This window comes from Pseudomonas sp. MF08875 (assembly GCF_059862525.1).
This window is the reverse complement of sequence record NZ_JCBCUW010000054.1, coordinates 1-19,698: the sequence shown is the minus strand read 5'-3', so window position 1 is coordinate 19,698 and position 19,698 is coordinate 1. Positions and strand designations below refer to the sequence as shown.

Genomic DNA, 19,698 nt, shown 5'->3' with positions numbered 1-19,698 from the left:
AAGCCGGCGACTACTTGCCGACCTGTTTTTCCTTGATTTCTGCCAGGGTCTTGCAGTCGACGCACATGTCGGCGGTCGGGCGCGCTTCGAGCCGGCGGATACCGATCTCGACGCCGCAGGATTCGCACCAGCCGTATTCTTCGTCTTCGATCAGTTGCAGGGTCTTGTCGATTTTCTTGATGAGTTTGCGCTCGCGGTCGCGGGCACGCAGTTCAAGGCTGAATTCTTCTTCCTGGCTGGCACGGTCGGCCGGGTCGGGGAAGTTGGCTGCCTCATCTTTCATGTGGTCAACAGTGCGGTCGACTTCCTGCATCAAGTCCTGTTTCCACTTGTTCAGGATCTTGGTGAAGTGATCGCGCATGGGCTTGCCCATGTATTCCTCGCCCTTGACCTCTTTGTAGGGTTCAAAGCCGCTGATCGACTGGTTTGGCTGTTGCTTTGCTTGGGTGGGCATGAATGGACCGCCTCTACTCTTGTAATCCATTGCGCAGGATTGTTCCTTCACCGACACCTGCCGGCCCTGCGGCTGCAAGCGGGCGAACTTACCAGATCAAATCGGGCCGCGCTACTCCCGGTTGTCGAGCGTACGGCCAGCCTTGCATGCAAAAGGTTGCAAAGCCGCGTCTGGTAAGTCGGGTGGCCTGCGTGATTAGTGATTTTAGTCAAGCCTGGGGTGTACGCCCCGGTTGTTGGTCGGGACCTGGCTGACGGCTCTGACCGCTTTAGCCGCTCGCTCGTTCCCCGGGTTGGGTAGAATCGGCTCTTTTGCCTCCCATTGAAGGAATGGCTACCCATGGCTCAGCCCTACAGTGCGCGCAGCCGCGCGATCGAACCGTTCCACGTCATGGCCCTGCTGGCCCGCGCCAATGAGCTGCAAGCCGCCGGCCACGATGTGATCCACCTGGAAATCGGCGAGCCGGACTTCACCACCGCCGAGCCGATCATCCAGGCCGGCCAGGCTGCCCTGACCGCCGGCAAGACCCGCTACACCGCGGCCCGTGGCATCCCTGAGTTGCGCGGCGCGATTGCCGGTTTCTACCAGCAGCGCTACGGCTTGAGCATCGACCCCGAGCGCATCCTGATTACCCCCGGCGGCTCTGGCGCCTTGCTGCTGGCCAGTAGCTTGCTGGTGGACCCGGGCAAGCACTGGTTGCTGGCCGACCCCGGCTACCCGTGCAACCGCCACTTCCTGCGCCTGGTCGAAGGCGCGGCGCAACTGGTGCCGGTGGGGCCGGATGTGCGCTATCAGCTCACCCCGCAACTGGTGGCGCGGCACTGGGACGCGGGCAGCGTCGGCGCCCTGGTGGCCTCGCCCGCCAACCCCACCGGGACCCTGCTCAGCCGTGACGAATTGGCCGGGCTTTCGGCGGCGGTCAAGGCGCGTAATGGCCATTTGGTGGTGGATGAGATCTACCACGGGCTGACCTACGGCACCGACGCCGCCAGCGTGCTGGAAGTGGACGACAGCGCCTTTGTGCTCAACAGCTTCTCCAAATACTTCGGCATGACCGGGTGGCGCCTGGGTTGGTTGGTGGCCCCGCCGGACGCGGTAGGCGAGTTGGAGAAACTCGCGCAGAACCTCTACATCAGTGCGCCGAGCATGGCCCAGTACGCGGCGCTGGCGTGTTTCGAGCCTGCGACCCTGGACATCCTCGAAGAACGTCGCGCCGAGTTCGGCCGGCGTCGCGACTTCCTGCTGCCGGCCCTGCGGGAGTTGGGGTTCGGCATCGCCGTCGAGCCTGAAGGGGCGTTCTACCTATACGCCGACATCAGCCAGTTCGGCGGTGATGGGTTCGCCTTCTGCCAGCACTTCCTGGAAACCGAGCACGTGGCCTTCACCCCGGGCCTGGACTTCGGCCGCCACCTGGCCGGGCATCACGTGCGGTTTGCCTACACTCAGAGCCTGCCGCGCTTGCAAGAAGCGGTGGAGCGCATTGCCCGCGGCCTGCGCAGTTGGCAAGGCTGATGCGCTTTTCTCCTGCCCTGGAAGAGGGCCGCTTGCTGCGCCGCTACAAGCGTTTTCTGGCCGATATCGAAACCCTGGAAGGCGAACTGCTGACCATCCACTGCCCCAACACCGGCTCGATGCTCAATTGCATGGCGCCCGGTGGGGTGGTCTGGTTCAGCCGTTCCAACGACCCCAAGCGCAAATTGCCCGGCACCTGGGAAATCAGCCAGACCCCTCAAGGGCGCCTGGCTTGTGTGAATACGGCGCGGGCCAACGGCTTGATCGAGGAGGCCCTGCGCGCCGGGCAGATCACCGAACTTGCCGGGTTCACCGGGCTCAAGCGCGAAGTGCCATACGGCCAGGAAAACAGCCGCATCGACTTTCGCCTGGACTACCCGCAAGGCGCGGCGTTCGTTGAGGTCAAGAGCGTCACCCTGGGCTTTGATGGCACGCCAGTGGCGGCGTTTCCCGACGCGGTAACGGCACGCGGCGCCAAGCACCTGCGTGAACTGGCGGCGTTGGCCCGTGACGGCGTGCGGGCGGTGCAGTTGTATTGCGTCAACCTTACCGGCATCGACGCCGTGCGCCCGGCCGAGGAAATCGACCCGGGCTATGCCGCCGCGTTGCGTGAGGCGGTTACGGCAGGCGTGGAAGTTCTGGCCTACGGCGTGAGCCTGACCTGCGAGGAGATCCGCGTGGAACGGCGCTTGCCCGTGCAGTTGGGCCGTTAAAGCCCGACCCAGATGCCTTGGCTGTCTTCCCGGCAGGGCAGGGCCGCCAGGGATTTTCCGGCGCAGGGGCCGGCGATGCACTCGCCGGTTTCCATTAGGAACAAGGCGCCGTGGGTTGCGCACTGGATCAGGCTGGCGCTGTCGTCGAGAAAACGGTCGGGTTGCCATTCCAGCGGTATGCCGCGGTGGGGGCAGCGATTGAGGTAGAGATAGACTTGGCCGTCGCGGCGCAGGGCCAGCAGCTTCTGGCCCTCGACCTCAAAACCGCGACTGGCGGCGTCGGCCAGTTCACTGCTGTTGCATAGAAACTTCATGTCTTTCCTCAAGTGCCGCAGGCGGCGGGCCTGGGCGATCATCCCACGGTAAGGGGAAATGTCAGTGCTTGACGTTCAAATGCAAACAATTATCAAATGCCGGCTTCGCCAGCCGTGCACCGCTGTATAGAGGCCCCCACCGCGCGGCCTGACACAACCAGCCTAGCCATAAAGGAAACTCGCTATGCGCCTGCGTACCCTCACCGTCGCGTTCTGTGCCGCCCTGCTGTTCAACCCGACGGCGTTCGCGGCCGATGTGGCACAGCGCTGGGTCAGTGCCGGGGGCGCGTTGTCCGAGTGGGTCAGTGCCCTGGGCGGGGAGTCTAGATTGGTCGGGGTCGATACCACCAGCCAGCACCCCGAGGCGCTTAAGGCCCTGCCCAGCATTGGCTATCAGCGCCAGTTGTCGGCCGAGGGCATTTTGAGCCTGCGCCCGCAAATCCTGGTGGGCACCGATGAAATGGGCCCGCCGCCGGTGCTGGCGCAAATTCGCAGCGCCGGGGTGCAGGTCGAGTTGTTTTCTGCCGAGCCTGAGCTGCCCGTCTTGCAGGCCAACCTGCAACGCCTGGGCACGCTACTTGGTGCTGAAGCAGAGGCTGCGCGGCTGTTCACGGCGTATCAACAGCGCCTCGACCAACAGGCCGTATGGGTGCGCGAGGCGCAAACCCGCGCCCAGGCCCCGGGGGTGCTGGTGGTGATCGGCAATGCCGGCGGCAAATCGCTGGTGGCGGGCAAGGACACCGCCGCCGATTGGGTGGTGCAGCGCGCGGGTGGGCGCAACTTGGCCAGCCACACGGGCTACAAGCCGTTTTCCGTCGAGTCCCTGGCCGGCCTCAGCCCGGACGTGCTGGTGTTCTCCGACCGCAGCCTGTTCGGCGAAGCGGCGCGGGCGGCGTTGTTCAGGGAAAACCCGATCTTCGCCAGCACCCCTGCGGCCAAGGCCGGCCGGGTGTTCGAGCTGGACCCGACCCTGCTCGTCGGGGGCCTGGGGCCGCGTCTGCCCCAGCGCCTGCTGACGCTGGCGGGTGAGTTCTATGCACAGGCGCCTGCGGCCAAAGCCGCCCCATGAGGACGCTGGTCAAGCCGCGCGCGCTGTTCATCGGCCTGGGCCTGCTGTGTTTGTTGGCGACTTGGCTGTCGCTGGCCCTGGGCCCGGTGAGCCTGCCGTTGTTCGATACCTTGCGCGCGGCCCTGCGCCTGCTCGGTGTGCCGCTGGCTCCCGAGGGGTTGGAGCAGGCGGAATTGATCCTCGGCCAGATCCGCCTACCGCGCACCCTGCTGGGGTTGGCGGTGGGCGGGGTGCTGGCGTTGTCTGGCGTGGCCATGCAGGGGCTGTTCCGCAACCCCCTGGCGGACCCGGGCCTGGTGGGGGTTTCCAGCGGCGCGGCCCTGGGCGCGGCGATTGCCATCGTCTTCGGCTCGGCGTTTGGTGGTTTGCCCGAAGGGCTGGGGCCGTATCTGTTGTCGGTGTGCGCGTTTATCGGTGGCTTGGGCGTGACTGCGCTGGTCTATCGCCTGGGCCGGCGCAACGGCCAGACCAACGTCGCCACCATGCTGCTGGCGGGCATCGCCCTGACGGCGCTGGCCACCTCAGTGGTGGGCCTGTTCACTTACCTGGCCGACGACGCCACATTGCGCACCCTGACGTTCTGGAACCTGGGCAGCCTCAACGGCGCCAGTTATGCGCGGTTGTGGCCGTTGCTGTTGGTCAGCGCGGCGGTGGCGCTGTGGCTGCCACGCCGGGCCAAGGCCCTCAATGCCCTGTTGCTGGGTGAATCGGAGGCCGGCCACTTGGGCATCGACGTCGAGCGCCTCAAGCGTGAATTGGTGTTCTGTACCGCACTGGGCGTGGGTGCGGCCGTGGCGGCGGCGGGGATGATCGGTTTCGTCGGCTTGGTGGTGCCGCACCTGGTGCGCTTGTTGGCCGGGCCGGATCACCGCGTGCTGTTGCCGGCCTCGGTGCTGGCCGGGGCGACTCTGCTGCTGTTCGCCGACCTGGTGGCGCGCCTGGCGCTGGCACCGGCGGAGCTGCCTATTGGCATTGTTACCGCATTTATCGGCGCGCCGTTCTTCCTCTATTTGCTGCTGCGAGGCCGTGCCTGATGTTGCGCGTAGAAAACCTGCACATCCGGCGCGGCGACAAAACCGTGCTGGCGGATATCAACCTGCACCTTAACCCTGGCGAAGTGCTGGGGGTGCTCGGCCCCAACGGCGCGGGCAAAAGCACCTTGCTCGGCGCCTTGTGTGGCGAGTTGAAGCCGGATCAAGGCAAGGTCTGGCTGGACCAGGACGAACTGGCCCACTGGCCCGGTATGCAACGGGCCCAGCGGCTGGCGGTGTTGCCGCAAGCCTCGACCCTGGAGTTTGCCTTTCGTGTCGAAGAAGTGGTGGGCATGGGCCGCTTGCCCCACCACAGCGGCCGGGTTCGCGACGACGAGATCATCGAGGCTGCACTGGCCGCCGCGGATGTCGGCCATTTGCACGGGCGCAGTTACCTGGCGCTGTCGGGCGGTGAACGCCAGCGCGTCCACTTGGCTCGGGTCCTGGCGCAGCTGTGGCCGGGGGAGGCGGGGCAAACCCTGCTGCTGGACGAGCCGACCTCCATGCTCGACCCCTTGCACCAGCACACCACGCTGCACGCCATCCGCACCTTCGCCGACCGCGGCGCGGCGGTGCTGGTGATCCTCCATGACCTGAACCTGGCGGCCCGCTACTGCGACCGCATTCTGCTGCTGCAGGACGGCCGGTCCTTCGCCCTGGACACCCCGGCCAAGGTCCTGCTGCCGGTGCCGCTCAAAGCGGTGTTTGGCCTGGAGGTGCTGGTGCAGCCACACCCGGAGCGCGGCCATCCGCTGATTATTGCCCGCTGATGAGGCGTTCCTAAGACCTTTCCCGGAATCGAGTAGCTGGCTTCCTTACTTGCTCCCGGCGTGAGACACGCCGCCCCAGGCTCTTTACCCTTTGTGCCGTTGACAGGTAGAGGCTGCACGGGCAGCGGGAGAGCTTATCGAATCAACAGGCAAAGAGCTGGCGCACCTTGCTATCGGTTTACTTGATCTGACTTCACTCAACGCCGCGGATAATGACGCACATATTGTCGAATTGTGCCGCCGCGCACTGACACCATTCGGCCCGGTGGCATCGGTGTGTGTCTACCCGCGCTTCGTCGCCCTGGCCCGGAAAACCCTGCGCCAACTCGATTGCCCCAGCGTGCGGCTGGTCACGGTGGCCAATTTCCCGTTCGGCGGCAGCCGTATCGCGCCGATCATCGCGGACATCGAGCAAGCCATCGCGGCGGGGGTGGATGAGGTCGACGTGGTCTACCCCTATCACGCGTTGATCGCTGCCGAGGCAGAGCCGGCCAAGGCCCTGCTGGGAGCCTGTCGCGCGGTGTGCGAGGGGCGGGTGCGGTTCAAGGTGATCCTGGAAACCGGCGTGCTGCGTGACCCGCAACTGATTCGCCGCGCGAGCCTCGACGCGATCGAGGCCGGCGCCGACTTCATCAAGACCAGCACCGGTAAAAGCCCGGTCAGCGCCACGGAGCAGGCGGTACGGATCATCCTGACGGCCATTGCCGAGAGCGAGGCGCCGGTGGGGATCAAGGTCTGCGGCGGCATCCGTACCCTGGACGATGTGCGCCTGTACGTGGACCTAGTGCACAGCCGTTTTGGCGATGAATGGCTCAATCCTGAGCGCTTGCGTATGGGCGCCATCGGCCTGTTGGACGAGTTGTCGGCGTGTCTGCAAGCCTGAGGCGCACTTTTGTGCAGGCAAAAAAAGACCCGGCGATGAGCCGGGTCAAATAACCGTGATTAGCCTGATGAGGAGATAAGCTGAGAGTCCGAACCACTGGCCTTCCAGATTATCGACTGATCTCGCGACCAGTTGCGCCAATCATAACGATTCTCATTCTTAAGTCAACGACTGTTTATCAAATTCTTTTCCGCGGGCCCTGGATTGGCCCGGAGCACCCGTAATACTGGGGTTTGGTGTTTTTTTCGGGCGGCTGTGGCGCAGTCTTTGTGCCTTAACTTTTGTGCCGGGCAGAAATCGCGTCCAGTTGCCGGTTCAAGGCCTCCTTGCGCTCGGCGGGAATGTCGTTCCAGTGCACGTCCATCAATGCGCCTTCAATGGCATAGAGCAACACTTTAGAAGCGCGAAAACCCCGGGTGCGTACGGCCCGGTAGGCATCCACTGCCCCCAGGCGCCGCAGGTCCGACGCGCTATGGATGCCCACGGCATGCAGCCACTGCGCCGACGTCTTGCCAAGGTTTTTCAGGTGTTGCAATTCATCATTCATCAAGCCTCCTTGCGACGGCCGAACGGTGCGTGGGCATGCCTGCAAGGAGTGTAGCGTTCAGTAGGAAAATCGTGATTCTTTGGTAGGTTTTGATTCAAAAGCGTCTAAGAAACTAGGAATGCAGGCTTAGGAAAGGCCCTAAGTGCCTGTAGGAGAAGTTTGAGGGCGAGCCGCTCTGCACAGCGAGCGCACTGCGCAAGGACCTAGCACGGGGGCAAAGCGTCGGGCTTGAGCGCTCGGCGCGGTCAGCGGGTGCGGTAGCGCAGGCGCGTGCCGAAATTGACCGACATCAGAATCTCATCGGCACTCAGCTCGGGCGGGAAGTAGGTGCCGGAGATTTGCGCGTGGGCCAGGCTGGCGCCCTCAAGCGACGAATGGCGCAGGTCCAGGCCACGCAGGTCGGCGGAACGGAAGTAGCTATCGGTGAAGTCGATGCCTTCGGCGTTCAGTTCCCGCAGGTCAAGGCCACGGAAGTCGCCTCCGCGCATGTCGATGGGGGTGTCTTTGGGCCGTTCGCGGTTGAAGCCTGAGATGTCGTCTTTGTGCAAGAGCGCAAAGAGCGGAGTATCGAGCAATTTGGGCTGGCTCATGAGGGCGTCACCTGTTGGATTTATGACGCCAGTATAGTGCCAGTATTTTGCAGCCGTGAAGCCATCCTTGGCTTCACGGCTGCAAAAAGGGCTTAGAGCCCTGGCAGACGCTGGCGAATGTGCGCCACCAACGCGTCGAGGGTGCCGCTTTCATTGGTTTCGACCCGCTTACTGCACAGCACTTCGGCAGGGCTGAGGGCGTCGCGGCTGGCCTGTTGGGCGGCGATCACGTCCAGGGTGGCATCGGAGGGGTCGTTGCGGTCGGCCTGGCGCCGGGCCAGCCAGCTCTCGATCACGGCTTGCGGCGCGTTGCAGTCCAGGATCAAAAACGGCGCCCCGGTGGCTTCGGCGACTTTGGCGGCGGCTTCACGCTGGTCGCGCTTGAGGTAGGTGGCGTCGATCACCACCGGGAAACCGGCGCGCAGGATGGTGTCGGCCAACTGGTGCAGGCGCCCGTAAGTGTCGGCACTGGCCTGGGCGCTGTAGATCCCGGCTTCGACGGTGTTGGCTTGCTGCTGTTCACCGAACAGGCGCTTGCGCTCCACATCCGAACGCAGGCGGATCGCCCCCAGCGCTTCGACCAGGCGCATGGCCACGTGGCTTTTGCCCACGGCCGAGACGCCGCTGGTGATGGCCAGGAAACGCGACGGGATGGTGCTGTAGCTTTCCGCCAGGTTGGCGTAGTTGCGGTACTGGCGCAGGGTAGTGGCCTTTTGCACCGGGGTGGCGTCGGCCGGCATGCTGAACAGGCTGACCTTGGCGCGCACCATGGCGCGGTAGGCTTTATAGAAGTTGAGCAGCTCCAGACCCTGGTAGTCGCCGGTCAGCTCCAGGTATTGGCTGACGAAGCGCCGCGCCAGGCTCTTGAGGCCGCGGTCCTCCAGGTCCATGGCCAGGAACGCGGTGTCGGCCCAGACGTCGGTGAAGCGGAAGGGTTCGTTGAACTCGATGCAGTCGAAAATCACCACGGCGCCGTCGATCAGCGTGGCGTTGCCCAGGTGGATGTCACCGTGGCATTCGCGGATAAAACCCTCGGCCTTGCGCTGGGCGAACAGCGGCTTGAGGCGCTCGAAGCTGGCTTGCGCCCAGGCTTGCAGGGCTTGAAGTTGCACCAGGTCGGCCTTGTCGCTGAGGAACGGCAGGATTTGCTCGAAGTTCTGCAACACCGGTGCCATCACGCTGTCCGGGGTGCCGGCGTCGTGGGCGGCGGGCACTTGCGGGGAGTCGAGGTGGAAGCGGGCGATCTGGCGCGCCATGTCGTCGATGTGGCTGGCGGTCAGCTCGCTGTTGGCTTGCAGGGTGCTGAGCAATTGGCTCTGGGGGAATTGGCGCATTTTCAGCGCGTATTCGATGACCGGGCCGTCACCGCCCAGTTGCGGGGCTTCGGCGCTGCCGGTGATGGGCAGCACCTCTAGGTACAGGTCTTGGGTCAGGCGCTGGTTCAGGCGCAGTTCTTCGGCGCAGAAATGCGCGCGCGAGGCCAGGTCGGTGAAGTCCAGGAAACCAAAACTGACCGGTTTCTTCACTTTATAAGCGTAAGGGCCGGTGAGCAGTACCCAAGAGATGTGCGTCTCAATGACCTGGAAACCTTCTACGGTATGGGGGTAGAGGGCCGGGTTTTGCAGGGCGGCGATCAATGACTGGCTCACAGGCGATCCTTCTGAGTCGGGGAAAATTCAAGGGCGCCATTATGGCCGCATGCGGCGGTCGTGCAAACCTCGGACAGCGCCTGTTGACGATGAGTAAAGTGCGTATAATCCGCCGCCATGACTCGTACCCGATCCCCCCGTTCCCGTAAAAAAACCTCCTCTAGCGGCCTGCGCCCCTGGCTCGGCTGGGCGTTGAAGCTGGGCCTGGTAGGCCTTGTGATCGTCGCTGGCTTTGCGGTTTACCTCGATGCCGTGGTCCAAGAGAAGTTTTCCGGCAAGCGCTGGACCATCCCCGCCAAAGTGTATGCCCGCCCGTTGGAGCTGTTCGTCGGGCAAAAGCTGAGCAAGGACGATTTCCTTACCGAACTCGACGCCTTGGGCTATCGCCGCGAAAGTATCGCCAACGGCCCCGGCGCGGCCTCGGTCAACGGCAATACCGTTGAACTCAACACCCGTGGCTTCCAGTTCTATGAAGGCATGGAGCAGGCGCAACCGGTGCGTGTGCGCTTTTCTGGCGACTACGTAGCCGAGCTCTCTGGCGCCAAGGGCGCGAAAGTCGCGGTGGTGCGCCTGGAGCCGCTGCTGATCGGCGGCTTGTACCCGAAAAACCTGGAAGACCGCATCCTCATCAAAATCGACCAGGTGCCGCCGTTCCTTCTCGAGACCCTGGTCACGGTCGAAGACCGCGACTTCTACCAGCACTTTGGCGTATCGCCCAAGTCGATTGCGCGGGCGGTCTGGGTCAACACCTCGTCGGGCAAAATGCGCCAGGGCGGCAGTACCCTGACCCAGCAATTGGTCAAGAACTTCTACCTGACCAACGAGCGCAGCCTGTCGCGCAAACTGACCGAAGCGATGATGGCGTTGCTGCTGGAGTTGCATTACGACAAGCGCGAGATTCTCGAGGCGTACCTCAACGAGGTGTTCGTCGGCCAGGACGGCCAGCGCGCCGTGCACGGTTTCGGGCTGGCCAGCCAGTTCTTTTTCAGCCAGCCTCTGTCCGAGCTCAAGTTGCATCAGGTGGCGCTGCTGGTGGGCATGGTCAAGGGGCCGTCCTCCTATAACCCGCGCCGTTACCCCGAACGCGCCCTGGAGCGGCGCAACCTGGTGCTCGACCTGCTGGAGCAGCAGGGCGTCGCCAGCGCCGAGCAAGTGGCCGCCGCGAAGAAGATGCCCTTGGGTGTGACCAAGCGTGGCAGCCTGGCCGACAGTTCCTTCCCCGGGTTCCTTGACTTGGTCAAGCGCCAGTTGCGCGAAGACTACCGCGACGAAGACTTGACCGAAGAAGGGCTGCGTATCTTCACCAGTTTCGACCCGATCCTGCAGATGAAAGCCGAGGCCTCGGTCAACGACACGTTCAAACGCCTGGCCGGGCGTAAAGGCGCGGACGAGGTGGAAGCGGCGATGGTCGTCACCAACCCGGAAACCGGTGAAGTACAGGCCATGATCGGCAGCCGCCAGGCCAGTTTCGCCGGCTTCAACCGGGCCCTGGACGCGGTGCGGCCCATCGGCTCGCTGATTAAACCGGCGGTTTACCTGACCGCGCTGGAGAAACCGAGCCAGTACACCCTCACCAGTTGGCTCTCCGACGAAGCGTTCTCGGTCAAGGGCGCGGACGGCCAGGTGTGGAAGCCGCAGAACTACGACCGCCGCTCCCATGGCACCGTGTTCCTCTATCAAGGGCTGGCCCACTCCTACAACCTGTCCACGGCGCGCCTGGGCCTGGAAGTGGGCGTGCCCAATGTGCTCAAGACCCTCGCTCGCCTGGGCGTGACCCGGGAATTCCCGGCGTTCCCGTCGATGCTGCTGGGGGCCGGCGGCCTGAGCCCGATGGAAGTGGCCACCATGTACCAGACCCTGGCCAACGGCGGCTTCAACACGCCAATGCGGGGCATCCGCAGCGTACTGACCGCCGAGGGCGAACCGCTCAAGCGTTATCCATTCCAGATCCAGCAACGCTTTGACCCGGGTTCCATCTACCTGATCCAAAGCGCCATGCAACGGGTGATGCGCGAGGGCACGGGCAGCTCGGTCTACAACGTGCTGCCCAAGACCCTGGCGCTGGCCGGCAAGACCGGCACCAGTAACGATTCGCGGGACAGTTGGTTCGCCGGTTTCAGCCAGGACTTGCTGGCGGTGGTGTGGATGGGCCGTGATGACAACGGCAAGACGCCGTTTACCGGCGCTACAGGGGCATTGCAGGTGTGGAGCAGTTTCATGCGCAAGGCCGACCCATTGCCGCTGGACATGCCGCAGCCGGACAACATCGTTCTGGCGTGGGTCGATTCACGCACCGGGCAGGGCTCTGAAGCCAGTTGTCCGGGTGCGGTGCAGATGCCGTATATTCGCGGCAGCGAACCGCCTCCCGGCGCGGCCTGTGCGGGGGAAACCCCGGCATCCGGCGATTCGGTGATGGATTGGGTCAAGGGCTGGATGAATTGAGCGAGAGGGTTTGACGTGAACAAGTGGTGGATTGCGGCTATGACAGCACTGGCGATGGTCAGTGGCTGCGCCAACGTACAGCGCGGTTCGATTCCGGTAGTGGACTCCGGAACCGCTGTGTCCAATAACGAGCGGATTTCGGCCAATGGCGGTTTCCGCCAGACCACCGTGCAGCGCCCGGCTCAGGCCCAGGCCCAGGCGATTCCCCAGGACTCGGGCGTGGTGGTGATGATCCCCGGTGGCGGCGCAACCACTTCGGCGCCGATCAGCAGCGCACCTATTACGCCGGGGCCGATCACGCCTGGGCCGATCGACTCTGCGCCGATCCAAACGGCGCCGATCAATCCGACCTACAACATGCCATCGACGCCCAGCGGCATTCCGTCGGCCAACGCGGGCGGCCTCTCGGCCGACGAGCAATTGGATGGCCCGGTGCTGGCGCTGCTCACCACCGCGCAACAGCAACAGGCCGGCGGCGACCTCAATGGCGCGTCTTCCAGCCTGGAGCGGGCCCAGCGTGTTGCCCCACGTGAACCGCAAGTGCTCTATCGCCTGGCCCAGGTGCGCATGGCGCAAGGCGACGCGGCGCAAGCCGAGCAATTCGCCCGGCGTGGCTTGACCTTCGCCAACGGCCGCCCCGACCTGCAAGCCAGCCTCTGGGGCCTGATCGCCCAGGCGCGGGAGAAGCAGGGTGATCCTGCCGGCGCCGCGTTAGCCCGGCAGAAGGCCAAGGTGAATCTGTGATGGACGCGCGTTTGGGGCAAATCGCCGACCAACTGCTGCTGATCGAGCGTGAGCTGCGGGTCCAGGGCTGGTGGGATGAGGTAGCGCCTAGCGCCGAGGCCCTGGCCAGCGTCGAGCCGTTCAGTGTCGATACGCTGGAGTTCGAGCAGTGGCTGCAATGGATCTTCCTGCCACGGATGAAAGTCATTCTGGAGCAGGATCTGCCGCTGCCCAGCGCTTCCGGGATTCTGGAGATGGCTGAGATGGTCTTCGCCCAGCGCCCGGGGCGGGGCGCCCAGTTGCGCCGGTTGCTGGCGCAGTTCGATCAATTGATCGTCGGCGCGAAATAAGCGCAAGGCTGTCGCGTTTAGGGGCGGCCTCTCGCATTTTTCTACCGCTTGAGCGGGCTCAGGCGAGTTTTATCCCTCCGTCAATCACTTTTTTCTGCATTCTCATGCGCTTAGCTGCAAAAAAGCGCAATTATTGCTTGACTTGCAGAGGGCGAAACAGAAGAATCCAAAGTCCGCTGTAGAGGGACTGCCAGAAGCAGGCCCACTCGGCAGATCATGAGGCGCACATCCGCGCCGACCTGTTACACCCGCAACGCGTTACCTCGCGCTGGGTGGGAAAACCCCGCAACACTTGGGGAGCTCCCAATACTTGCTCAGTCAGTGCTGACGTAGTCGGCGACCACCGTCGCTCATGCTCTGCCGAGAAGTAAACCTATTAAGACCCGTCGGCTTTTTGTGGACGGTATTCTGGCGTTTTAGAGGTGAACAACGTGGAGCTTTTATCTGGTGGTGAGATGCTCGTGCGCTTTTTGCGCGACGAAGGCGTCAAGTACATCTACGGGTACCCGGGTGGTGCTCTTCTTCATGTCTACGATGCGCTGTTCAAGGAACCGGATGTCACTCACATCCTGGTTCGCCATGAGCAGGCCGCAACCCATATGGCTGACGGCTATGCCCGTGCCACCGGCAAGGCCGGTGTTGTATTGGTGACTTCCGGCCCTGGCGCGACCAACGCCATTACCGGTATTGCCACGGCCTACATGGACTCCATTCCGATGGTCATCATCTCTGGCCAGGTGCCCAGCACCATGGTCGGTACCGATGCGTTCCAGGAAACCGACATGATCGGTATCTCCCGGCCGATCGTGAAGCACAGCTTCATGATTAAGCACGCCTCGGAAATCCCGGAAATCATGAAGAAAGCCTTCTATCTGGCGCAATCCGGTCGTCCTGGCCCGGTCGTGGTCGACATTCCAAAAGACATGACCAACCCGGCCGAGAAGTTCGAATACATCTTCCCGAAAAAAGCCAAGCTGCGTTCCTACAGCCCCGCGGTCCGTGGCCACTCCGGCCAGATCCGCAAAGCGGCGGAAATGCTCCTGGCGGCCAAGCGTCCGGTGCTCTATGCCGGCGGTGGCGTGATCCTCGGCGGCGGCTCGGCGCCGTTGACCGAACTGGCGCAAATGCTCAACTTGCCGGTTACCAACACCCTGATGGGCCTGGGCGCCTACCCTGGCACCGATCGCCAGTTCATCGGCATGCTCGGCATGCACGGCAGCTACACCGCCAACCTGGCCATGCACCATGCCGACGTGATTCTCGCGGTTGGTGCGCGGTTCGATGACCGCGTCATCAACGGCCCGGCCAAGTTCTGCCCGAATGCCAAGATTATTCATATCGACATCGACCCGGCTTCGATCTCCAAGACCATCAAGGCAGACGTGCCTATCGTTGGCCCGGTCGAAAGCGTATTGACCGAGATGGTCGCCGCGCTCAAGGACATCGGCGAAACCCCGAACAAAGAAGCGGTGGCCAGTTGGTGGAAGCAGGTCGATGAATGGCGCGGCGACCGCGGCTTATTCCCTTACGACAAGGGCGACGGCAGCATCATCAAGCCTCAGACCGTGATCGAAACCCTGTGCGAAGTGACCAAGGGCGACGCCTTTGTGACCTCCGACGTGGGCCAGCACCAGATGTTTGCGGCGCAGTACTACAAGTTCAACAAGCCCAACCGCTGGATCAACTCCGGTGGCCTGGGCACCATGGGCTTCGGTTTTCCGGCGGCCATGGGCGTGAAGCTGAGCTTCCCGGACGCCGACGTCGCGTGCGTCACCGGTGAAGGCAGCATCCAGATGAACATCCAGGAGCTGTCCACATGCCTGCAGTACGGCTTGCCGGTGAAAATCGTCAGCCTGAACAACGGCGTATTGGGAATGGTGCGCCAGTGGCAGGATATGAGCTACGGCAGCCGCCACTCCCACTCGTACATGGAATCGCTGCCTGACTTCGTCAAACTGGTTGAAGCCTATGGTCATGTGGGCATCCGCATCACTGACCTCAAGGACTTGAAGCCGAAGATGGAAGAAGCCTTCGCCATGAAGGATCGCCTGGTGTTCCTCGACATTCAGGTCGATACCAGCGAGCACGTCTATCCGATGCAGATCAAAGACGGCTCCATGCGCGATATGTGGCTGAGCAAGACGGAGCGTACTTAATCATGCGGCACATAATCTCCTTGCTTCTGGAAAACGAACCGGGCGCCTTGTCTCGTGTAGTGGGCCTGTTTTCGCAACGCAACTACAACATCGAAAGCCTGACCGTGGCGCCGACCGAGGACCCGACCCTGTCGCGTCTGACGTTGACCACCGTGGGGCACGATGAAGTAATCGAGCAGATCACCAAGAACCTCAACAAGCTGATCGAAGTGGTTAAATTGGTCGATCTGTCGGAAAGCGCGCACATCGAGCGCGAGTTGATGCTGGTCAAGATCAAGGCCACCGGCGCCCAGCGCGCCGAGATCAAGCGCACCACCGATATTTATCGTGGGCAGATCGTCGACGTCAGTGCGAGCGTGTATACCGTTCAACTGACCGGAACCAGCGATAAGCTCGACAGTTTCATTCAGTCAATCGGCACTGCTGCGATTCTGGAGACCGTCCGTAGTGGCGTGACCGGGATTGCCCGTGGCGACAAAGTGCTGAGCATCTAAACAACAATTAGCGAATGGCCTGAACGGCCTGGATATAAAGGGGAAATTCATGAAAGTTTTCTACGATAAAGACTGCGACCTGTCGATCATCCAGGGCAAGAAAGTTGCCATCATCGGTTACGGCTCCCAGGGCCATGCTCAAGCGTGCAACCTGAAAGATTCCGGCGTTGACGTGACTGTTGGCCTGCGTAAAGGCTCGGCCACTGTTGCCAAGGCTGAAGCCCATGGCCTGAAAGTGACTGACGTTGCTTCCGCCGTCGCCGCTGCAGACCTGGTCATGATCCTGACCCCGGACGAGTTCCAGTCCTCGCTGTACAAGAACGAAATCGAACCGAACATCAAGAAAGGCGCCACCCTGGCCTTCTCCCACGGCTTCGCGATCCACTACAACCAGGTTGTGCCACGTGCCGACCTCGACGTCATCATGATCGCGCCCAAAGCACCGGGCCACACCGTGCGCTCCGAGTTCGTCAAGGGCGGCGGTATCCCTGACCTGATCGCGATCTACCAGGACGCCTCGGGCAACGCCAAGAACGTTGCTCTGTCCTATGCGGCAGGCGTGGGTGGCGGTCGTACCGGCATCATCGAAACCACCTTCAAGGACGAAACCGAAACCGACCTGTTCGGCGAGCAAGCCGTTCTGTGCGGCGGTACCGTTGAACTGGTCAAGGCTGGTTTTGAAACCCTGGTTGAAGCGGGCTACGCGCCGGAAATGGCCTACTTTGAGTGCCTGCACGAACTGAAGCTGATCGTTGACCTCATGTACGAAGGCGGCATCGCCAACATGAACTACTCGATCTCCAACAACGCGGAGTACGGCGAGTACGTGACCGGCCCGGAAGTCATCAACGCCGAATCCCGCCAGGCCATGCGCAACGCCCTGAAGCGCATTCAGGACGGCGAGTACGCCAAGATGTTCATCAGCGAAGGTGCTACCGGCTACCCTTCGATGACCGCCAAGCGTCGTAACAACGCCGCCCACGGCATTGAAATCATCGGCGAGCAACTGCGCTCCATGATGCCGTGGATCGGCGCCAACAAGATCGTCGACAAAGCCAAGAACTAAGTCGTCAACTTGTACGGAAAACGCGGCCTAGGCCGCGTTTTTTCGTTTGGCGGGCGGCATCTGGTATAAAGCTGCATCGTTTGCTGGCGAACCGTTGCCGCAAACACCTGTCGAAATTCTCCACACCGTTGCAAGGTATTGTCCATGAGCGAACGTCCCGAAGAGCCACACCAGGCCTCTGACGCCGAAAGCCTGCTACCCATCGATGAGCATGTCGAAGAAGGGCATGACGCTGAAGGCCGTAAAGTCCGGCATCGTGGCATCTATCTTTTGCCCAACCTCTTCACCACCGCGAACCTGTTCGCCGGTTTCTACTCCATCATCAATTCCATGAGCGCCCAAAGTGCCCTGAGCGCTGGGGATGTCAAAGCGGCGGGCAACTATTTTGCCTTCGCCGCAATCGCGATCTTCGTGGCCATGGTGCTCGACGGCCTGGACGGTCGCGTTGCCCGTATGACTAATACCCAGAGTGCCTTTGGCGCTGAGTACGATTCGCTGTCCGACATGGTCGCCTTCGGCGTTGCGCCTGCGTTGCTGGCATTTGGCTGGGCGCTGGGCGACATGGGCAAGGTTGGCTGGATGGTCGCCTTCATCTATGTGGCCGGTGCGGCGTTGCGCCTTGCGCGCTTCAATACCCAGGTGGGGACTGCCGACAAACGCTATTTCATCGGTCTTGCCAGCCCGGCGGCGGCAGGTGTGGTGGCTGGTATTGTCTGGGCGTTCAGTGACTACGGGATCCAGGGCTCGAAAATGTCGTTCCTGGTGGCGCTGATGGTAGCGGCGGCGGGCATGCTGATGGTCAGCAATATCAAGTACAACAGCTTCAAGGAGCTTGATCTCAAGGGGCGAGTGCCCTTTGTTGCGATTCTGGCCGTGGTATTGGTGTTTGCCGTGGTCTTCACCGATCCGCCGCGTACCCTGCTGCTGGTATTCCTCGTCTATGCGGCTTCCGGGCCGGTCCAGCACCTCTTGCGCCTGCGTCGTCACAAAAACGCCGAGTGATGTAATTTCCACCATACTCCGCAGTCTATGGGTGAATCAGTTCGCCAATGCTGCGGAGTTTCCATGTTAATCAAGTCCACCAAGTCATCCGATTGCCACGAATCGGATGTCACGCCAGAGTCCCTCTACCTTTCTCGCCGCAGCCTGCTCTGTGGTGCGGTTACAGGCTTGGCTGCCAGCACCCTGCCGAGCTGGGCCAGTGCCCAGGAGCCTTCCCGGTATGCGGATGTCGAACCGGGTAGAGCGCCGACTTGGTTTGCCGAGAAACTCTCTCACGCCCAGTGGCAAGCGGTTAACGTCAAGGATGAAGCGATCACGCCATTCAAGGACGCCACCCATTACAACAACTTCTACGAGTTCGGTACCGATAAGGGCGACCCCGCCGCCAACGCCGGTGCGCTTAAAACCGAGCCATGGAGTGTGGTGATCGATGGGGAGGTCGCCAAGCCTGGGCGATATGCGCTCGAAGACTTCATGAAGCCCTATCAGTTGGAAGAGCGCATCTATCGTCTGCGTTGCGTCGAGGCTTGGTCGATGGTCATTCCGTGGCTGGGTTTCCCGATTTCGGCACTGCTTAAGCAGGTCGAACCTACTTCCAAGGCGCGATTCATTCGTTTCGAAACCCTGCAGGACCCTAAGGTAATGCCTGGGCAGCGTTCAGGTTTTGCTCTGATCGATTGGCCTTACGTTGAAGGCTTGAGGCTGGACGAAGCCATGAACCCGCTCGCTATCCTCGCCGTCGGGATGTATGGGCGCGAGCTCCCGAATCAGAATGGTGCGCCCTTGCGATTGGTGGTGCCCTGGAAGTACGGCTTCAAGAGTATCAAGTCCATTGTGCGAATCAGCCTCGTCAGCGAGCAGCCAAAGACTACCTGGCAAAGCATCGCAGCGGATGAGTACGGTTTCTATGCCAACGTGAATCCTACCGTCGACCACCCGCGTTGGACCCAGGCCCGCGAGCGTCGCCTCCCAAGCGGACTATTCAGTCCCAACGTGCGTGAAACCCGGATGTTCAATGGCTACTCGGAAGAGGTCGCTTCTTTATATACAGGCTTGGATCTGCGGAAGAATTACTGATGCGTTATCTGTACTGGCGTCTTAGTGTCTTTACTGCAGCATTGGCCTGGCCATTGCTTTGGGTGTATCAGGCTTGGGCTTTTGCGCTGGGGCCGGACCCGGGGAAGGTGTTGGTGGATCGCCTGGGGTTGGGGACGCTGATTCTTCTATTAGTAACCCTGAGCATGACCCCTCTGCAAAAACTGACAGGCTGGCCAGGATGGGTCGTCGTACGCCGTCAATTGGGGTTATGGTGCTTTGCTTATGTCGTGTTGCACTTGAGTGCTTACCTGGTATTCGTTTTAGGACTGGACTTGTCCCAGTTGGGTGTGGAGTTACGCAAGCGTCCCTATATCATCGTCGGTGCATTGGGGTTCTTTTGCCTGTTGATGTTGGCAGTGACTTCCAACCGTTACAGTCAGCGGCGGCTGGGCGTTCGTTGGAAAAAACTACATCGGCTGGTCTACGTAATTCTTGGGCTTGGCTTGTTGCATATGCTCTGGATCGTTCGGGCAGACCTTAAGGAGTGGGCTATCTATGCCGCGGTAGGGGGTGTTCTCATGCTGTTGCGCATCCCGCCCATAGCTCGGCGAATCCCGCGACTGATTAACAAGCGTGCGCTCTCTGTAACAAAAGCGTAATTAGTTCTTGACGTCAGGTTCCATGCGCCTATAATTCGCCCCACTTCCGGCGCAGTCGAAACGGAAAACTCCTTGGTAAACAAAGAGTTATGCAGGTTTCGACAGCGCGGAGCTTCAGGTCATCGAAGCCCGAAAGGAGTTGAAAAAGAGGTGTTGACAGCAGCGAGTAACGCTGTAGAATTCGCCTCCCGCTAACGAGTGATCGTCAGCGCAAGTGGTTGAAGTTGTTAAAGATT

The 19,698-nt window shown here is 61.9% G+C and carries 20 protein-coding genes; 15 read left to right on the top strand and 5 right to left on the bottom strand.

The annotated features are described in order from the left end of the window. Positions 1-10 precede the first annotated feature (10 nt). Complete coding sequence (gene dksA / locus AC19YT_RS24085) at positions 11-454, bottom strand: RNA polymerase-binding protein DksA (protein ID WP_095111029.1); 444 nt, start codon at positions 452-454, stop codon at positions 11-13. Positions 455-793: 339 nt separating this feature from the next. Here dksA and AC19YT_RS24080 point away from each other — a divergent pair, with 339 nt between their 5' ends. Beyond that, positions 794-1,966, top strand: coding sequence for a pyridoxal phosphate-dependent aminotransferase (locus tag AC19YT_RS24080; RefSeq protein ID WP_095111028.1), 1,173 nt, complete (start codon positions 794-796; stop codon positions 1,964-1,966). After that, positions 1,966-2,679: a DNA/RNA nuclease SfsA gene (gene sfsA / locus AC19YT_RS24075; protein WP_095111027.1), complete on the top strand. Its 714-nt coding sequence runs from the start codon at positions 1,966-1,968 to the stop codon at positions 2,677-2,679. Before AC19YT_RS24080 ends, sfsA begins: the two co-directional genes overlap by 1 nt. On the opposite strand, the gene AC19YT_RS24070 is transcribed toward sfsA, so the two are convergent. Then, positions 2,676-2,993, bottom strand: a complete 318-nt coding sequence (locus AC19YT_RS24070; protein ID WP_500611138.1) for a Rieske (2Fe-2S) protein — start codon at positions 2,991-2,993, stop codon at positions 2,676-2,678. The two genes, sfsA and AC19YT_RS24070, sit on opposite strands and share 4 nt — an antisense overlap. A gap of 184 nt (positions 2,994-3,177) precedes the next feature. Between AC19YT_RS24070 and AC19YT_RS24065 the strand changes: the two genes are divergently transcribed. The 4 genes from AC19YT_RS24065 to deoC all read left to right on the top strand — a co-directional run bounded on the left by AC19YT_RS24065 (position 3,178) and on the right by deoC (position 6,746). Then, a complete protein-coding gene (locus AC19YT_RS24065; protein ID WP_500611137.1) occupies positions 3,178-4,062 on the top strand; it encodes a heme/hemin ABC transporter substrate-binding protein in 885 nt (294 codons plus the stop codon). A gap of 50 nt (positions 4,063-4,112) precedes the next feature. After that, positions 4,113-5,096 carry a FecCD family ABC transporter permease gene (locus tag AC19YT_RS24060; RefSeq protein ID WP_176465171.1) on the top strand — a complete coding sequence of 328 codons (984 nt, stop codon included), beginning with the start codon at positions 4,113-4,115 and terminating at the stop codon, positions 5,094-5,096. Then, entirely contained in the window at positions 5,096-5,863 is a 768-nt protein-coding gene (locus tag AC19YT_RS24055; RefSeq protein ID WP_500611136.1) for a heme ABC transporter ATP-binding protein, read from the top strand. Before AC19YT_RS24060 ends, AC19YT_RS24055 begins: the two co-directional genes overlap by 1 nt. A gap of 136 nt (positions 5,864-5,999) precedes the next feature. After that, a complete protein-coding gene (gene deoC / locus AC19YT_RS24050) occupies positions 6,000-6,746 on the top strand; it encodes a deoxyribose-phosphate aldolase (RefSeq protein ID WP_095111022.1) in 747 nt (248 codons plus the stop codon). Positions 6,747-7,020: 274 nt separating this feature from the next. Here the strand turns inward: deoC and AC19YT_RS24045 are convergent, their stop codons facing one another. The 3 genes from AC19YT_RS24045 to AC19YT_RS24035 all read right to left on the bottom strand — a co-directional run bounded on the left by AC19YT_RS24045 (position 7,021) and on the right by AC19YT_RS24035 (position 9,532). After that, positions 7,021-7,293 carry a TfoX/Sxy family protein gene (locus tag AC19YT_RS24045; protein ID WP_095111021.1) on the bottom strand — a complete coding sequence of 91 codons (273 nt, stop codon included), beginning with the start codon at positions 7,291-7,293 and terminating at the stop codon, positions 7,021-7,023. A gap of 245 nt (positions 7,294-7,538) precedes the next feature. Next, the gene (locus AC19YT_RS24040) at positions 7,539-7,883 is read right to left on the bottom strand and encodes a pentapeptide repeat-containing protein (RefSeq protein WP_095111020.1); all 345 of its coding nucleotides are present in this window, start codon (positions 7,881-7,883) and stop codon (positions 7,539-7,541) included. Positions 7,884-7,975: 92 nt separating this feature from the next. Continuing rightward, a complete protein-coding gene (locus tag AC19YT_RS24035; RefSeq protein ID WP_500611135.1) occupies positions 7,976-9,532 on the bottom strand; it encodes a bifunctional aminoglycoside phosphotransferase/ATP-binding protein in 1,557 nt (518 codons plus the stop codon). Positions 9,533-9,649: 117 nt separating this feature from the next. Here AC19YT_RS24035 and mrcB point away from each other — a divergent pair, with 117 nt between their 5' ends. The 9 genes from mrcB (at position 9,650) to msrQ (ending at position 19,462) form a co-directional block, all read left to right on the top strand. Beyond that, entirely contained in the window at positions 9,650-11,974 is a 2,325-nt protein-coding gene (gene mrcB / locus AC19YT_RS24030) for a penicillin-binding protein 1B (RefSeq protein WP_095111018.1), read from the top strand. 15 nt (positions 11,975-11,989) lie between these two features. Continuing rightward, positions 11,990-12,718: a tetratricopeptide repeat protein gene (locus tag AC19YT_RS24025; protein WP_500611134.1), complete on the top strand. Its 729-nt coding sequence runs from the start codon at positions 11,990-11,992 to the stop codon at positions 12,716-12,718. Continuing rightward, the gene (locus tag AC19YT_RS24020) at positions 12,718-13,047 is read left to right on the top strand and encodes a YqcC family protein (protein WP_095111016.1); all 330 of its coding nucleotides are present in this window, start codon (positions 12,718-12,720) and stop codon (positions 13,045-13,047) included. The genes AC19YT_RS24025 and AC19YT_RS24020 overlap by 1 nt, the downstream gene beginning before the upstream one ends. A gap of 431 nt (positions 13,048-13,478) precedes the next feature. Continuing rightward, complete coding sequence (locus tag AC19YT_RS24015) at positions 13,479-15,203, top strand: acetolactate synthase 3 large subunit (protein ID WP_095111056.1); 1,725 nt, start codon at positions 13,479-13,481, stop codon at positions 15,201-15,203. A gap of 2 nt (positions 15,204-15,205) precedes the next feature. Next, complete coding sequence (gene ilvN / locus AC19YT_RS24010; protein ID WP_017133046.1) at positions 15,206-15,697, top strand: acetolactate synthase small subunit; 492 nt, start codon at positions 15,206-15,208, stop codon at positions 15,695-15,697. Between the two features lie 49 nt (positions 15,698-15,746). After that, on the top strand, positions 15,747-16,763 hold the full coding sequence (ilvC, locus tag AC19YT_RS24005) for a ketol-acid reductoisomerase (RefSeq protein WP_003228216.1): 1,017 nt from the start codon (positions 15,747-15,749) through the stop codon (positions 16,761-16,763). Positions 16,764-16,907: 144 nt separating this feature from the next. Continuing rightward, positions 16,908-17,765 (top strand): CDP-diacylglycerol--serine O-phosphatidyltransferase, encoded by an 858-nt coding sequence (pssA, locus tag AC19YT_RS24000; RefSeq protein ID WP_500611133.1) that lies wholly within the window; start codon positions 16,908-16,910, stop codon positions 17,763-17,765. Between the two features lie 63 nt (positions 17,766-17,828). Next, complete coding sequence (gene msrP, locus AC19YT_RS23995; RefSeq protein ID WP_095111014.1) at positions 17,829-18,842, top strand: protein-methionine-sulfoxide reductase catalytic subunit MsrP; 1,014 nt, start codon at positions 17,829-17,831, stop codon at positions 18,840-18,842. Then, positions 18,842-19,462, top strand: a complete 621-nt coding sequence (gene msrQ, locus AC19YT_RS23990; protein WP_500611132.1) for a protein-methionine-sulfoxide reductase heme-binding subunit MsrQ — start codon at positions 18,842-18,844, stop codon at positions 19,460-19,462. The genes msrP and msrQ overlap by 1 nt, the downstream gene beginning before the upstream one ends. Positions 19,463-19,698 lie beyond the last annotated feature (236 nt).